The 16660-nt window shown below is 36.4% G+C and carries 13 protein-coding genes and 1 riboswitch; of the genes, 7 read left to right on the top strand and 6 right to left on the bottom strand.

The features are described 5' to 3' along the window. Window positions 1-3: 3 nt before the first annotated feature. The 3 genes from uvrD (at window position 4) to H4J75_RS03785 (ending at window position 5522) form a co-directional block, all read left to right on the top strand. On the top strand, window positions 4-2178 hold the full coding sequence (uvrD, locus tag H4J75_RS03795) for a DNA helicase II (protein WP_182221375.1): 2175 nt from the start codon (window positions 4-6) through the stop codon (window positions 2176-2178). Window positions 2179-2241: 63 nt separating this feature from the next. Then, complete coding sequence (locus H4J75_RS03790) at window positions 2242-3495, top strand: diguanylate cyclase (RefSeq protein WP_182221374.1); 1254 nt, start codon at window positions 2242-2244, stop codon at window positions 3493-3495. A 116-nt stretch (window positions 3496-3611) separates the two neighbouring features. Next, window positions 3612-5522: a YfiR/HmsC family protein gene (locus tag H4J75_RS03785; RefSeq protein WP_182221373.1), complete on the top strand. Its 1911-nt coding sequence runs from the start codon at window positions 3612-3614 to the stop codon at window positions 5520-5522. Between the two features lie 477 nt (window positions 5523-5999). Here H4J75_RS03785 and rarD read toward each other — a convergent pair whose 3' ends face one another. Both rarD and H4J75_RS03775 read right to left on the bottom strand, forming a co-directional pair. Further along, window positions 6000-6923 (bottom strand): EamA family transporter RarD, encoded by a 924-nt coding sequence (rarD, locus tag H4J75_RS03780; RefSeq protein WP_182221372.1) that lies wholly within the window; start codon window positions 6921-6923, stop codon window positions 6000-6002. 253 nt (window positions 6924-7176) lie between these two features. Beyond that, window positions 7177-7644 (bottom strand): thioesterase family protein, encoded by a 468-nt coding sequence (locus H4J75_RS03775; RefSeq protein ID WP_070375365.1) that lies wholly within the window; start codon window positions 7642-7644, stop codon window positions 7177-7179. A 165-nt stretch (window positions 7645-7809) separates the two neighbouring features. On the opposite strand from H4J75_RS03775, the gene recQ reads away from it, so the two are divergent. Then, on the top strand, window positions 7810-9621 hold the full coding sequence (recQ, locus tag H4J75_RS03770) for a DNA helicase RecQ (protein WP_182217126.1): 1812 nt from the start codon (window positions 7810-7812) through the stop codon (window positions 9619-9621). Between the two features lie 73 nt (window positions 9622-9694). Here the strand turns inward: recQ and H4J75_RS03765 are convergent, their stop codons facing one another. Further along, window positions 9695-9994, bottom strand: coding sequence for a cytochrome c (locus H4J75_RS03765; protein ID WP_182217124.1), 300 nt, complete (start codon window positions 9992-9994; stop codon window positions 9695-9697). A 250-nt stretch (window positions 9995-10244) separates the two neighbouring features. Then, a complete protein-coding gene (locus H4J75_RS03760; protein ID WP_182221371.1) occupies window positions 10245-11246 on the bottom strand; it encodes a GGDEF domain-containing protein in 1002 nt (333 codons plus the stop codon). A gap of 230 nt (window positions 11247-11476) precedes the next feature. Next, a riboswitch (cyclic di-GMP riboswitch) is annotated at window positions 11477-11559 on the bottom strand. A 159-nt stretch (window positions 11560-11718) separates the two neighbouring features. Here H4J75_RS03760 and H4J75_RS03755 point away from each other — a divergent pair. Beyond that, window positions 11719-13551, top strand: a complete 1833-nt coding sequence (locus H4J75_RS03755) for a hypothetical protein (protein WP_182221370.1) — start codon at window positions 11719-11721, stop codon at window positions 13549-13551. Window positions 13552-13583: 32 nt separating this feature from the next. Further along, window positions 13584-14069 carry a hypothetical protein gene (locus H4J75_RS03750; protein ID WP_182221369.1) on the top strand — a complete coding sequence of 162 codons (486 nt, stop codon included), beginning with the start codon at window positions 13584-13586 and terminating at the stop codon, window positions 14067-14069. 66 nt (window positions 14070-14135) lie between these two features. Here the strand turns inward: H4J75_RS03750 and H4J75_RS03745 are convergent, their stop codons facing one another. Continuing rightward, window positions 14136-14390: a hypothetical protein gene (locus H4J75_RS03745; RefSeq protein WP_070375371.1), complete on the bottom strand. Its 255-nt coding sequence runs from the start codon at window positions 14388-14390 to the stop codon at window positions 14136-14138. A 152-nt stretch (window positions 14391-14542) separates the two neighbouring features. Here H4J75_RS03745 and tesB point away from each other — a divergent pair, with 152 nt between their 5' ends. Next, entirely contained in the window at window positions 14543-15400 is an 858-nt protein-coding gene (tesB, locus tag H4J75_RS03740; RefSeq protein ID WP_182217117.1) for an acyl-CoA thioesterase II, read from the top strand. On the opposite strand, the gene H4J75_RS03735 is transcribed toward tesB, so the two are convergent. Continuing rightward, window positions 15397-16650, bottom strand: coding sequence for a mechanosensitive ion channel family protein (locus H4J75_RS03735; protein WP_182221368.1), 1254 nt, complete (start codon window positions 16648-16650; stop codon window positions 15397-15399). The two genes, tesB and H4J75_RS03735, sit on opposite strands and share 4 nt — an antisense overlap. Between the last annotated feature and the right edge of the window lie 10 nt (window positions 16651-16660).

Below are 16660 nucleotides of genomic sequence, written 5' to 3'. Positions count from 1 at the left end.
GTTATGGACGTTTCTGAACTACTTGAGTCACTCAATGAAAAACAACGAGATGTTGTCGCCGCTCCACTACAAAATATGTTGGTATTAGCTGGCGCAGGAAGTGGTAAAACTCGGGTGTTAGTGCAGCGTATTGCCTGGTTAATGCAAGTTGAAAACGCCTCTTCTCATAGTATTTTAGCCGTTACTTTTACCAATAAAGCAGCAGCAGAAATGCGAGTGCGTGTTGAAAAAACAGTTGAAGGTAATGTTCATGGTATGTGGGTCGGTACTTTCCATGGTTTAGCTCATCGCTTACTTCGTATGCATTTTCAAGAAGCTAAATTACCACAAAATTTTCAAGTACTTGATTCAGACGATCAACTGCGCTTAGTGAAGCGTATCGTACGTTCGTTAGGTATTGACGAAAAACGTTGGCCACCCAAGCAGATGCAGTGGTATATCAATGGAAAAAAAGATGAAGGCATTCGTCCACAGCACATAGAGGTTTACGATGATCCCACTGAGCAAACATTTGTTAAAGTTTATCAAGGATATCAAGAAGCTTGTGATCGAGCCGGTTTAGTCGATTTTGCCGAGTTATTATTGCGTGCTCATGAACTTTGGTTGAATAACCCCGTTTTGCTTGCCCATTATCAGCAACGCTTTAAACATATTTTAGTCGATGAATTTCAAGACACCAATGCCATTCAATACGCCTGGTTAAATATTCTGGGTAATGCATCGAGTAAGGTGATGATTGTTGGTGATGACGACCAATCAATTTATGGCTGGCGTGGCGCAAAAATTGAAAATATTCAGCGTTTTCTCAATGAATTTGACGACACAAAAACTATCCGTTTAGAGCAGAATTATCGCTCCACAGCCAATATTCTTAATGCGGCTAATAAACTTATCGCCAATAATAATAACCGCTTAGGTAAAAAGTTATGGACCGAAGATGAAGCGGGCGAAAAAATATCTATTTATACGGCATTCAACGAAATAGATGAAGCTCGCTTTATTGCGGGTCGAATTACGGATTGGCGTAAAGAAGGCAGCTTAGATGATGTCGCTATTTTATATCGCAGTAATGCGCAATCTCGTTTACTCGAAGAAGCGCTCTTGCAGAGTCGCTTACCTTATCGTATTTATGGTGGTCAACGCTTCTTTGAACGTTTAGAAATTAAGGATGCACTTGCTTACTTACGCTTATTAAATAATCGCGATGATGATGCGGCTTTTGAACGTATTATTAATACCCCAACACGTGGCGTTGGTAATACTAGCCTATCGTTAATACGTGACGCTGCGCGCAGTTTAGAAATGACATTATGGCAAGCGTGTCAATTCATGCTAAAAAATGATGAATTGAAAGGACGAAGTGCGAAAGTCATTCAAAATTTTATTAATATTATCGACACCCTCGAAGATGACTCTAGCCACCTTGACCTCGACCAACAGGCCAACTATGTTATTCAACACAGTGGTTTAAAAGCCATGTATCAAGCTGAAAAAGGTGAACGTGCCGAGGCAAGAATAGAAAACTTAAATGAGCTTGTTACCGCTTGTCAGACCTTCGAAGCGGACCCAGAGTTAATAGAAGAACAAACAAAACTCACCTCATTTTTAACCCATGCCGCCCTTGAAGCAGGCGAGTCACAAGCCGATGATTATGAACCCGCTGTGCAGTTAATGACTATGCACTCTGCGAAAGGTTTAGAGTTTCCATTAGTGTTTATTGCCGGCTTAGAGGAGGGAATGTTTCCCTCACAAAAATCAGTAGAAGAAATAGGACGTTTAGAAGAGGAAAGACGTTTATGTTACGTCGGCATGACACGTGCTATGAATAAGCTATACTTGTGTCATGCAGAAAGCCGTCGACTTTATGGACAAGAAAAATTCCATAAAGCCAGTCGCTTTTTACGTGAATTACCTCCTGAGTGTACCGAAGAAATAAGATTACAAAACCAAGTGACTCGTCCATCAACTAAAGGTAAGTTTTCTTCGACTTTTACACTGGAAACGTTTGAGAACAGCGGTTTTAGTTTAGGACAGTCAGTCGTTCATGCTAAATTTGGCGAAGGCGTTGTCTTAAATTATGAAGGTTCTGGAGCTCAAAGCCGTATTCAAGTTAATTTTGCTGGTGTAGGTAGTAAATGGCTGGTGGTCGCCTATGCTAATTTACAAGCCAACGTTTAATATCACATAAAAATCATTGGTTCTTTCATGTGATGCCATTATAAAAATAAGGTATGAAATTATATGTCAATGCAGTTACTCGTAGTAGAAGACAGTAAGCCTATTGCTCGTGTTATTAAGCAAATTGGCGAGGCATTAAATTATCAGGTAACTATTGCTACCACACTTGCTGAAGTAGAAGAAATTTTACAGGGCAAAAATGACTTTTTTGCTGCCACTATAGATTATGCCTTACCAGATGCTCCCAATGGCGAAGCAATAGCTTGTGTGCTCTCTCATGGTATTCCAAGTGTCGTTATGACAGGCAAAATGGATGAAACGACTCGACAGCAAATACTTGCTCAGCCCGTTGTTGACTATATCCCTAAAGAGAATAGCCAAGCTTTCCTTTATTTAAAACGTATTTTACATTGGCAAATAACCAACAGCAGTACAGGTATTCTTGTTGTTGATGATTCTTTAGCGGCACGAAATTATGTTTCTCAGCTATTAAAACGCCGCAACTTTAATGTTTATTTAGCCAATGACGGTGTGCAAGCGCTAGAACGCTTAAAGCAGCACAAAGACATTAAATTGGTGATCACCGATCTGGAAATGCCCATCATGGACGGTATCGAATTAACTAATGAAATCCGTAAAATCTATAGTCGTGATCAACTCGCTATTATTGGTATATCTGGAGCAGACAACGGTATGCATTCGGCACGCTTTATTAAAAATGGTGCTGATGACTTTTTACGTAAACCTTTTTGCCCAGAAGAGTTTTATTGTCGAATTACCCAAAATATTGAGAATTTAAACAATATTGAACAAATCCAAAAAGCAGCAAACGTAGACTATTTAACCGACTTACCTAACAGACGGGCTTTTTTCTCTAAAGCAGAACAACTGGTACCGCAATATATTAAAAGAGACATGCCTTATTGTGTTGCTATGCTCGACATTGATTTTTTCAAAAAAATCAATGATAACTACGGAAATGATGCCGGCGATCATGTCTTAAAAGTACTGGCATTATATATGCGTAAACATCTAGGATCAGGTTTGTTGGCCCGCTTAGGTGGTGAAGAGTTTGCCGTCTTAATGTACGGTACTGATGAGGATCAACTTTACACTAAATTAGACGATCTTCGTCGAGATATTTCTGTTTCTCAGCTAACTTTTGAAGAGCACCATATTGCCTTTAACATCAGTATAGGCTTGGTTTGTAATAGTACAGAGACGTTTGCTAAACAACTGAATCAAGCGGAAAGTGCGCTTTATAATGCTAAAGAAAATGGCCGCAATCAATTGAGTCTTTTTGGCGTCGATGATTAACGCTTTAGTTAAAATGTAGATGTTAAAGTTATGCCGAGCTTGAATTAACTTAAAGGTGCTTTTTTTTATAAAAAAAAGTAAAGTGGTTAAACTATTTTAACAACAGGGTGCACTAAATGAAGAAAAAAATAATGCTCATGAGCAAACATTTGCTGATGTTGTTTTGTTTTTTTATTAGCACCTCAAACTCAATTTTTGCACAGCAAATTGATAGTGAGCAAGTTAAAGCCGCTTATATTTACAATTTTATTAAACATGTTAGCTGGCAAAATGAAAATAACAAACAGCAATTTGTTGTTGGTGTTTATGGTGATGATATCTTTGCTGCCTTGCTTAATAAAACCTTGGCTAAGCGTGTCATTAGAAACAAGCCAATCAAAGTTATTGTCATAAAAAATATCGAAGCGGGTAAACAAACTGACTTGTTTTTTACTGCTGCCAATAGCAATACTGAAATAGCCGATATTGCTGCCATTCTCCGCAGTAGCAGCACACTTTTGATTACTGATAACAGTATTGATAAGCATAATGTGATGATCAACCTAGTTAACGATGTTGAAAATTCTGCGATAGATTTTGAAGTGAATAAATCAAATATTGTCTTTGAGGGTTTGGTGATGTCTGCTGAAATATTATTGTCAGGTGGGACTGAACTTCAGGTGGCTACCTTGTATAGAGAAACAGAGTTGGCATTACAAGTCATTAGGGCGCGTGAAGCAAGGTTGAACCAAAAGTTAACCGATCAAGAAAATCAAATATCCTCAGCAAAAGAAAAGCTTAATACCTTAAATAAGAATTTAACACAGCAAGAAAAAATGGCGGGTAAGCGTCAGCAAGAGCTAAATATCCTAAAAATAGATACTGAACAACAGCAACGCTCGATAAAAACCAAAGAGCTGCAATTACAGCAAGTAACAACCCAGTTAAAAGTAGCAAAAACAAACTTAGAGAACCAGCAAAGCTCGGTTGTCAATAAAGAACAAGAAAATAGGGCTATGGCTGAAAAAATATTGACTAATAAAGATATTTTGCAACGGCAACAGCAACAAATAAGTTTTCAAGGCATGCAATTAAATAAAAAAAATCAAGAGTTAGATAATCGCGAAGAACGCATTGATAAACAGCGACTTTATTTGATTGTAATGGCGTCCTTTCTTACCCTGTTAGTAGTGATTTCAGGATTGGTGGTCGTACTTTTTGTTAAAAATAGGCAGACAACACGAACATTAACTCGTACGCTCGAAAATTTACAAAAGATGCAAAAGCAATTAATTCAATCTGAAAAAATGGCGTCGTTAGGCACCTTAACTGCAGGAGTTGCCCATGAAATTAATACCCCACTTGGTATTGCGGTAACATCAACAAGTTCAGCGTTAGAAAGTACCCTAAAGATTCGTAAAAACTTTGAAACAGGCAACTTAACCCGCACGGCAATGCAACATTACTTTAATGGTATGGAGAAGGCTTCTAACTTGAATACTAACGCTTTGGAGCGTGTTATTGAGTTGTTGAATAACTTCAAGCAAGTCGCAGCCGATCAAATGGTGGGTGAAGAGCGAGAAATTGATTTAGTCAGTTATATTGAAGAGGTCATGTCAACGTTATCGGCAGAAATGAAGCGCTTTAGGGTGAGTTATCAATATAGCGGTGAAAGTGAATTGAAAATAACCACCATTCCTGGAGCGTTAGCGCAGGTACTAACAAATTTAGTCACGAATGCGTTAAAGCACGCTTTTGAAAATAAAGCACAAGGCAATATTGCGATCGACTTAACGAAAACCCAAGATGGTCATGTTGTTATCGTCTTTAAAGATGATGGCCATGGCATGACTCAACATGTGCTAGATAATATTTTTGAACCTTTCTTCACCACCAAAAGAAATTCTGGCGGTACTGGCTTAGGAATGAATATTGTTTATAATATTATATGTCAAAAACTACAAGGCAATATCAAAATTAAAAGTAAACTAGCCCTAGGGTCTAGTTTGCAGATCACCCTGCCAATAAAGCTTAAAGCTAATACTTAACTTAACTAAATGACTTCGTCTTTTTAAATAGTCTCTACAGCATTACTAACAGTTAAAAACTACAAAGTAAGATCAAAATTAAAAGTAAGTTAACACTAGGGTCTAGTTTTCATATTACCCTGCCAATAAAGCTTAAAGCCAATACTTAACTTAACTAAATGACATAGTCTTTTTAAATAGTCTCTACAGCATTACTAACAGTTAAAAGCTACAAAGTAAGATCAAAATTAAAAGTAAACTAGCACTAGGGTCTAGTTTTCATATTACCCTGCCAATAAAGCTTAAAGCCAATACTTAACTTAACTAAATGACATAGTCTTTTTAAATAGTCTCTACAGCATTACTAACAGTTAAAAGCTACAAGATAAGATCAAGATTGAAAGTAAACTAGCACAAGTTTCTAGTGTTCAGCTTACTCTGGCAAAAAAGCTTAAGGCCAGTACTTAACCAACCTTAGATATAATCCCGGTAATACAATTAACGGCTTAATCCTTCATTCAATGCTAATTTACGTTTTTCATTTCTGGCTTTTAGTGAGTCAAGGCTATAAATAACTAAAGCTAACCAAATCGCAGCAAAGGTGACTAATTTAGCAGGTTGCAATGTTTCTTGATAATAGAAGGTTGCTAAAAAAAACATAATACTGGGTCCAATGTATTGAAAAAAACCTAGCGTTGATAATGTTAATCTCTTTGCCGCAGCAGTAAAACATAGCAGTGGCGCTGTAGTAACTACGCCTGCAGCGATCAATAGTAGGTTTAAATTTGAGCTATTTTCAAACATGTTAGCGGTATTAGTATTAACAAATAACAACCAATAAACAATCGCGAGCGGTAGCATCATGCTTGATTCAATTAATAAACCAACAAAAGAATCAAGGTGCATTTTTTTACGTAACAAGCCATAAATACCGAACGTTCCAGCAAGTGCTAATGAAATTACCGGTAATGAACCTAATGCAACCAGTTGAATTAACACGCCACATAATGCCAGTGCAACGGCAAACTTCTGCATTTTTCGCAAACGCTCACCTAAAAAAATAACACCGAGTGCGACACTAAATAAAGGATTGATAAAATAACCTAAACTCGCATCTAGTAGATGATCATTATTTATCGCCCAGATGAATAAAAACCAATTTACTAATAGAAAAGTAGCGGATAAGGCAAGTTTAGCCAATAACCTAGGTTGTTTGAGTGTGTCGATTAATACCCGAGATCTTTTACTGATGATAACGATTAAAAATAACAGTAGGCTCGACCAAATAATACGATGAACCATAATTTCATCAGGGCTGATAGAAGAAATTAATTTGAAATAGATGGGCGCTAAACCCCAAAGCAGATAAGCACTAATCGCGTTAATTACGCCATTACGGTCTTTGTTATCAGTTACAGTCATGATTTTCAGTAAACTTTAGCAGCAAAAATAAAGAGCCGAATTATAACACAATGATTTTAATTTCAGCGCTTTACTTGTTCGATAACCGCAAACTGTCGGCTGTATATTGATAATACTTTTGCTAACGTTATTCACTTTAATTAGCTAATAACTACTCATTTACAATGAATACCTGTTGTACGTTTTTAAATAGACCTAAATCTAGCTATCGTATGAACACAAAGCCAGCACTTTAAAAACTAACGGGTGAATACTAACCAACTAGATAAGTACCGGTGCCAAAAGCAATGTGGTCACCTTTTTCGTTATGTAATTCCATGCGAGCAACAGCGACTTTATTGCCACTACGAATAATATGAGCTGTAGCGATAAACTCCTCACCACGACCTGGTCGTAAATAATCGGTACGCAGATCTATCGTTCCTAAGCAGCTCAAACTTTGTTGAATTGTTGTTGGTGTTTTGTGCTCAAGTTGTTCAATCATATTCGCTGCCACGACAACACCACCAGCAAAATCAAGGGCTGATGCAGTGACACCACCATGTAGCGTTTTCTGTAATGGGTTGCCCATTAACTTATCTTGCCATAAAAAACGTACTTCAGAGGTATTACAATCAAATTTACTAACGGTTAGGCCCAGTAATTTATTAAAGGGAAGGTTGTGTGACCAAAAATGAGTAAGTTGCTCAATCATTTGTTTTTCATCTAAATTATTTGTCATAATCCTTCCAATTTAACCAGCAGATTCTTCTAACTGGTCTAATGTCTTCATTGTAGCTTAGCACTTATCTTTCTAAGCATTCAATAAATACTAAAATAGTGCTCTCGACTTTTTTTGTGGCTGGGGTAAAATAACAATAATTGTCGTTTAATAAAGTTTACTCTGTTGCTAAAAGCTCCCCCCACAGTCTCACAAGCTCAGCTTGAAGATGCGTTAAAGCATCATTTTGGTTATCAAACTTTTCGAAGCGGACAATTAGAAATTATTCAGCAATTATTTCAAGGTCGAGACAGTTTAGTACTTATGCCAACGGGTGGTGGTAAATCGATGTGTTATCAACTGCCTGCCGTATTATTACCAGGAATAACCATCGTTGTTTCACCCTTAATAGCTTTAATGAAAGATCAAGTTGATGGTTTGACTCGACAAGGTATTTCAGCGGCTTTTGTTAATTCGAGTTTAGATCAAGAAACAATCAATGATATTTTTGAGCGTTTATCTCGTAGTGAGCTTAAGTTGTTATACATAGCTCCAGAGCGTTTAAAAAATTATTATTTTATGCAACGCTTGGCAAGCATACAGATAAGTTTATTTGCTATTGACGAAGCACATTGTATTTCACAATGGGGACATGATTTTCGGCCGGCATACACACAACTTCATACAATTAAACAACGATTTCCATCGGTACCGGTTATGGCGTTAACAGCAACTGCCGATGTTACAACCCGAAGAGATATTCTTCTTCAACTCGCATTGACTGATCCTTATATTCATCTTGATAGCTTTGACCGGCCTAATATTCGTTTTACCTTAGCGGATAAATATAAGGGCGATCACCAGGTGTTACGCTACATTAAAAAGCGTGGTGATGATTGCGGCATTGTTTACTGTAGTAGCCGCTGGCAAGTTGAGAAATTATCTAAAATGTTAGCAAGTGCGGGTATAAATTGTTCTGCCTATCATGCTGGCATGGAAACAGAGATGCGCAATATTGTCCAAGACGGTTTTGCCAAAGATAATATTCAAGTGGTTATTGCCACCGTAGCTTTTGGATTGGGCATCAATAAATCAAATATCCGCTTTGTGATTCATTTTGAACCTCCAAGAACACTCGAGTCATATTATCAAGAGATTGGCCGTGCTGGCCGAGACGGTTTAGCGGCAGAAGCGTTATTTTTGTATGATGAAAAAGATGTAGAACGCATTACCAAGTATATAGCTGATGGTGATAATGAAGAAAGGGTGAACGTTGAACAACAGCGTTTTCAAGCGTTAAAAGGCTTTATTGAAGCTCAAACCTGCCGTCGACAAGTTGTACTTAATTATTTTGCAGAATTTACCACTAAAAAATGTGGTAACTGTGATATTTGTTTAGATCCACCCACTCAATTTGACGCTACTGAAGCGGCACAAAAAGTCTTATCTTGTGTGTTTCGTATCCAGCAACAAGGTGATATTGAACATGTTGTGCAAGTGCTCAGAGGGGAGTTAACCGAAAAAGTTAGGCAACTGCAGCATGAAAAAGTGTCAACTTTCGCTATCGGTAAAAGTAAAACTCCGGGATATTGGTTTGCTATTATTAGACAATTGATTCATTTGGGATTTTTACAGCAAGATATTTCTCAACAATCTGCGTTATTTTTAACACAAGCATCGCGCTCGGTGTTGAAAGGGGATGAACCCTTAATGTTAGCTTCACCAAGGTTGCAAAAAGCGAGTTATTGGCAACAAGATAAAACCGATAAACGTTATGACCGTGTCTTATTTGTTAAATTAAGAAGTTTGCGTAAAACGATTGCAGATGCAGAGGATATTGCGCCATTCATTGTTTTCAATGATGCAACGTTGTCAGAGCTTGCGCGTATAAAGCCAAAAACATCACAGCAAATGCTAAATATTAATGGTATTGGTGATACAAAGCTTGCCCGTTATGGACATGACTTTTTGCAAGTTATTCAACAGCATAATGCTTAAAACAAAAAACGCTCAATTGAGCGTTTTTTAATATTATTTATTGTTGAACCTGGTTCAACAATAATTACTGAGTTTATTTTAAACTAGCGTAATAAGCCGAAATATTTGCGATATCTTCATCACTTAAACCCATAGCCATAGGTCCCATAACAGGATCTTTACGTTTACCCGCTTTAAAGTCTTTCAACTGTTTAGCAAGATAAGCTTCTTTTTGACCAGCAAGGTTTGGGTACATAGGTACCGCAGAGATACCAGCAGCACCATGACAAGCAGCACACATACCAGTTTTTGCTTTACCAGCAGCAGCATCACCAGCAAAAACAGGAGACGCCATCATTAAAGTAGCAGCAACAGCTAAAGTAATTTTTTTCATAAATTATTTCTCTCTTAGTCGTTAGGAATTTTACACTGCATTCAGTATATGAGAAAACAAGGAGGCTGTCGTCGACTATTTTTAGCTAAGCACTAGCAATGTAATCTTCTTTGATTTACCAACGAGTATATTAAGATTATTACCGATTATATTGAGTAAAGTTGGGCATACTATCACTGATATTATTTGTTGAAGTGAAAATATCAGCGAGAGAAAAATGTCATCAAGCAAAAAGTATCTTGTTGAGTGATTAAGAACTTAATGTATTATTTTTTTTGTATAAATCGGGTAGTAACAGGCGTGATTTTTTTAAGATACTGCTGGCATTTTCAGCAATATTAAAGGTGTCTACACCAGTAGATAATGTCATTTGAGGTAATCTAATACCAGACTTACTACTAACAAAGCGCAGCTTTTCAACGCCATGTGTTATTTTATCGGCAATCTCTCGAGCACTTTCTTTGTCAATATCAGGTAACAGAATTAAAAATTCATCGCCACCAGAACGTATTGGTAGACCGCTGCCATCAACATAACTAATTACTTTACTGGCTATTTTTGATAAGAGAACATCACTAATTAACTGACCGAATTGCAGATTAACTTCTGAAATTTGATCAACACAGACGACAATTGCGGCAACTTGCCGACTTGGATCTTCTGTTAGCCATAAATCTAAATGCTTAGACATAGCTTTACGATTATAAAGACCGGTAAGTGGATCCATGTAAATTTCTTCACGTACTTCTTTTAATTCAACTTTCAACGCCTGTGTCTTTTTACGGGTAAAAGAAATATGTTCAGCAAATTTTTGTTGGTGTAGTTTAAAGGCTTTAGATGCCTGGCGAATACTATTTACCGCAACGACTATTTTTTCTTTATCGGCAGATTGTAGATCAGAAATATTGCTGTCTAGCGTGGTAATAAGTTTATTAATACTCTGCGATGATTTTTGGCTGTTTTTTTCAACATGGGTGACAACGTCATCAAGGTCGTCAATGAGTTCATCTCTGAATTTACTTTGGCCTAAAATGAATTGACGATAGTTTTCTTCAATGAAAAAATCATCAAGCTTTTTACCCGTGGCAAGTTTATTTTCAATGGCAGTATTAAGAAGAATGTTTTTTTTATTAATATATTCGTAGCTAACTGAATAATTAATTGGGCTGACAGGTAAAAACCATCGCTGTAATTGTTTTACGGCCATGTTCATTTTTAGTTCAGCTTGTTTTATGGAATCATGATACTTCATTGTTCCATCTCAATTTGTACACCCAATTAACAATATCAATAGACTATTTTCTAGTATAAACAAGTAAAGTACCACATATATTTTTTGTCTATAAAAAACATATATTTAGTTATATAGTATTTTAAATGAAGGTAATATATGACAGAAAATAATTAAAAAGAAGGGAAGGACCGCAAAGTATACCGAAAGCAAACTGTTCAAAATAAAGACAAGCCCCCACTATATCTATACTTGGCAGTTCCGCTATCCTAGGTTTCCCCTTAGACCGGTAACTTTGCGTCTCTAGCTTTCACTAGATTTGCCCTTTTCGAGTTTTAGAAACTCTAAATTCATTATAAGCGTTGAACTATGCTTGTAAACCTTTATTATGAATAATTTGTTGAACCGTAACGAAAGCCTATAAGTAATAGATAAATTTATAGGTTATGGCTGATCACTCTACTGATCATTAGATAAAGGATTTTAGTTAATAATGCCCTGTAAACTGTTGTTGATCCTTTGTTTTTTTATAGCCCCTTTATTTTGTTTTGCCAATGATGCTTTAAACGTTGAGCAAAACATTAAAGATGTTGAACGCTATTTTTTACAAGACGCTGAAAACCTTCCCTACGAAGAGATCATTACACTTTCAAAAAAAATTTTGGGGTCTCAAGAAAATTATACCGTCCAAATTCGTGGGAAAACCTTCATCCTTCTTGCTGATGTTGCCAATAATAAAGGTGAAAATAGCGAAGCATTTCATTTTGCGCAAGATGGAATTTCTCTGCAAGGACTCGAACCAGCCATAAAGTTTAATTTATTACTGAAAGTTGCAGATGGCTATTTTTTACAGGAGAAGTATGAGCAAACTCAAAATATAGCAACCAATGTCATTTTAATGGCAGATTCTCCACAAGTGCTAAAATATCGTTTAATTGCTTTGAGTTATCGAGCTGTTACCTATGCGTTGCAAAATAAAAACGATTTATCGATGAATGATCTTAATCAAGTTAAGGTGCTGATTTCGGTAAATCCTCAGTATGAGGATCACCTTTGTCTTTTAGAAATTTTAGCAACGGCATATTATTATTTAGGCGATTATCAAACATCGCTAACCATGCAAAATAAGCTATTAACGTTAAAATTTGATTTAGACAAACTGGCTAATATTGACCAAACTTATTTACACTTAGGCCGTGCTTATTTTCAGTTAAATTTATTTGATGATGCTTACAATGCTTTTTGGGAAGCACAAAAACACGGCAAAAATAAAAATGCTCCAATTAGTGCTGCCTATGCTGAATTAGGATTGGCAGAGGTGTTATTAAAGCAGGGAGAATTTAGTGACTCACATAATTGGCTATTATCAGCCAGTGCTACATTTAATGAAAAGAGGTTAAATAAGCCTTATTTAACCTCGTTAATTCTATTAGCAGAGACCTCAAGTCTATTAAACAATAAAGCTGTATATCAACATTACCTTCAATTAGCTGAATTAACGGCTAAACACATAAAGCTATCAAAAAAGCAGGCTAAATTATTACTTTTATTAAGTCATATGTATCAGCAAAACGGTGATTATAAAAATGCGTTAATGGCCCATAAAAATTATCTTGAATTACTTCAACAGTTTCAGAAAAAGGCTGAGCCCTCATTAATTATTGACTCCAGTCAAATGTTAAGTGCAAATGATAAAAGTCGAAATTTAATCCTGAATCTCGCTGAACAGAGTAAGTTACAAACTCAATTCAGTGCAAAATTTATCGCGCAAAAAGAGGTTATATATTTATTGATTGTGATCGTTATTTTATTAGTCATTACGTTGGTTTTTTTTGGATTAAGACAAAGAACGTTGCGCTTAAATCAAGTATACGATGAAGTGGAACAGCCATTATCTTATTTGGTAACGCCCTCCCAAACGAAAAGAAATTATCAAGTGAATTATAAAATGGCGAGGAAATACGACTATCCCTTAGCGATTGGCTACTTATCAGTTGTTAACTGGCAAGAGCTTACCTTTCACTTTAATGATAAAATTATGCTCGAAGTTTCAAAAACATTAGCGATCTTACTTAATGAGTCAAAAGGTGAATTTGATGAAGCGGGTACGATTAACGATGGTGAATATTTACTGATAGGTCCTCACCAAACTCAAGCTGAAATAGCGATTAAGTTAAATAGTTTAGCTAACGCAATTAAACTTAGATTCTTCGCTAATTTAGGTGATTATTCACTTAAAATTGGCTACGCCTATGGATCACCCACAGCACAAGATATAGACCCTTACATATTTTTATCGCGTTTAAGTGAAACCACTAAAGCGTAGTCAATATTACTTTTTATTTTAATAGGTTTAATATGATTTTTGTATTGTCCATTGCTGCTATTTTTGTAGCTTTGAGTATTTATTTTTATTTTCGAGCGGAAGGTCTGCAACGCGAATTATTTAGTGTGAAAAAAGAGCTCAGTAGTAGTCAGAAAGAAAATAAGTTTTATATAGACTCTATGGCAATAATTGCCAAGCGACACGAAGATTTTGTTAAAAATCGATTACAAATAATTAAAAATTGCCAAGCATTAGAACCTGAGACGATTGAAATTATTTCACCACTGGTTAATAACTATGCCGCGATTTTTATTGAGTGTTTAAAAGGAAAAGGCAAACTGCAGTCAATCACTAAAAAGTGTTATGGAAATTTTGACGATGACGCTTTTAAAAGGTTCGTGGCGCATGTTGCTAAGCAAGATGCCAGCGTAAGACGTATGTGGTCAAGTAATAATTTAGCGGGGTATATTTCTTTAATTGAAGCTTTATTACTGACTAAAACTAAAAAAGATGCCTAATAGGGGCATCTTTTCATGTATCTCTGAAAGTAGGCTAGGTATTTGCCTTTAATCAAGGATGAATAACTAAGGACGAATAATTATACTTGGTGTTGAGTCTACTTCACCTTCACCGTTAATGGTTGCTGTTTTACCATTGCATTGTAATATGGCTAAGCTGCCGTTATTGCTATTTCTAATAAAAGATAAGTCGTAACCAAACTGAGTCATGCTACTGGCGGCAAATTTTTGTGCAAGAGAAAGCCTGTCCCATAGCGACTGTTCCTCATTACTACCTTGCCTTCTTTCTAACAATACTTCTCTTTCTAATAGCGCTTCCATTGAGATCTCTTCGTATATTTAGTCAATAATTTTCTTATTCCCTAGATACTACCTTGCAGCGTATGAATTTTCAACAATTTTAAAATGTCGCTAAAGATATAAATTATAAATATGCTATAGTCAAAATTTTATATCAGTGAGTGCTAAATATTATGAGTCAAGTGTTGGATGATTTATCTTCATTATTAGAATTAGAGGTAATCGAACAAGGAATTTATCGTGGTCAAAGCCAAGATTTAGGCTTTCGTGCGCTGTTTGGTGGTCAAGTAATGGGACAAGCTGTTTCTGCCGCTCAAGAAACAGTTGATTCAGCACGTAATGTTCACTCGCTTCATTCTTATTTTCTACGTCCAGGCGATGCCAGTAAGCCAGTTGTTTATGAAGTCGAAAATATCCGTGATGGTAAAAGTTTTAGCACCCGGCGTGTTAAAGCAATTCAAAACGGTAAAGATATATTCTATATGACGGCCTCTTTTCAACAATATGAAAAAGGCATTGAGCATCAAGATCTTATGCCCGATGTACCCGCACCTGAAGATTTAGCGTCTTACACAGATTTTATTTTCGACAACCAAGATAAAATACCTGAAGAAATCAGAGGTAAATTTTTAGCTGAAAAGCCCATCGAAATGCGTCCTGTTAAACCTTATAATTGGCTGCAACCCGAAAAGACAGCACCTAAGTCTCAGATGTGGATAAAAGCAAACGGCACCTTATCTGATGATTTACGTATTCATACCTATATGCTGGCTTATACTTCTGACTTCTTGTTTTTACCAACGGCTTTATTTCCACACGGCTTGAGTCATTGGCAACCCAATTTACAGATTGCCACTATTGACCATGCCATGTGGTTTCATCGCCCATTTCGTTTTGATGATTGGCTGCTTTACGTTATGGATAGTCCGTCAGCAAGTGGCGGTCGAGGCTTAGTTAAAGGGCAAATTTTTAATCGTCAAGGACAGCTTGTTGCCTCAACGATGCAAGAAGGCGTAGTTCGTCAACGTTAAAGTTGTCGACTCGAGCGACTTTTTTGCCAGTCATAGCCGGTAGGATGTTGAAAAACACGTAAACTGAATACCGGCGCCATAGCGAATAAATGGTCAAAAATATCGGCTTGAATACCCTCATAATTCTTCCAGTTTTGGTCATTACTGAAACAATATATCTCCAGCGGTAAGCCTGAGTCGGTTGCCGCTAATTGCCTGACCATACAAGTCATCTCATCATGTATTTTTTCATGTTTAGCTAAGTAAGCGGTAATATAAGCGCGAAAAGTTCCGACATTGGTTAACTGCCGGCTATTAACATTATCGTTAGATAAATTAGCCGTTTTTAAACTCGTGGTGATTTCATCAGATTTTTGCTGTAAATAATCTTTTAATAAACTAATTTCTTTGAGTTTTTCAATCTCAGCACTTTGATAAAATGAAATACTGTTGATATCAATAATAATGCTACGCTTAATGCGTCGACCACCTGAATTGAGCATGCCTCGCCAATTCTTAAATGAGCCGTTTATTAAGGCGTACGTAGGAACAGTTGTCACTGTATTATCAAAGTTTTTTACTTTAACCGTATTTAAACCAATCTCAATAACATCGCCATCAGCACCATAATTAGGAATTTCAATCCAGTCACCAGGCGCGACCATTTTGTTTGCTGATATTTGAATACTAGCGACTAAACCTTTAATCGTGTCCTGAAATACTAATAATAAAACAGCAGTTAATGCACCTAAACCACTGAGTAAATAAATAGGTGACTTATCTAAAATAAATGAAATAGATAGAATCGTAGCAACCAAATAAATAACCAGTTTTATCACTTGTATCGTTGAGCTTAAGGGTAAGTAGCGGTCACGCGCAGTATTTTGATAAAGACTTCTAATGACGTTTAAAATAGCACTAATAGAACGTGCAATTTGAAAGCTGAGAGCTATTTTTACAAAAACCACTAAAACGGCGCCAAGTAATGCTTGTTCGGGCAGTAAAATAGGCGTTAAAAACAGTAGTACGAATAACGGAATTAAAAAAGCGAAGCGAGAAAAAACATTATGCTCTAATAAAACATCATCCCAAGTATTTTTTGTTCTGCTGACCATTTTGTTAACAAAAGCTAATACCTGATATTTTGCGAGGTAGTAACCCAATGCTGAAATGACAAAAATGAGCATGCAACCAACAAAAATGGTGGTCATCGCTAAATACGCTTCGGCGATACCTTGGTTAGTTAACCATGTGCTAATGAGTTCACTCATTTAAGTTTCC

The sequence above is a fragment of the Colwellia sp. BRX10-1 genome (assembly GCF_014077545.1).
In the GTDB taxonomy this organism is placed as follows: Bacteria; Pseudomonadota; Gammaproteobacteria; order Enterobacterales; family Alteromonadaceae; genus Colwellia_A.
The sequence above is the reverse complement of the archived record's forward strand: the minus strand, read 5'-3'. Positions and strand labels throughout refer to the sequence as shown.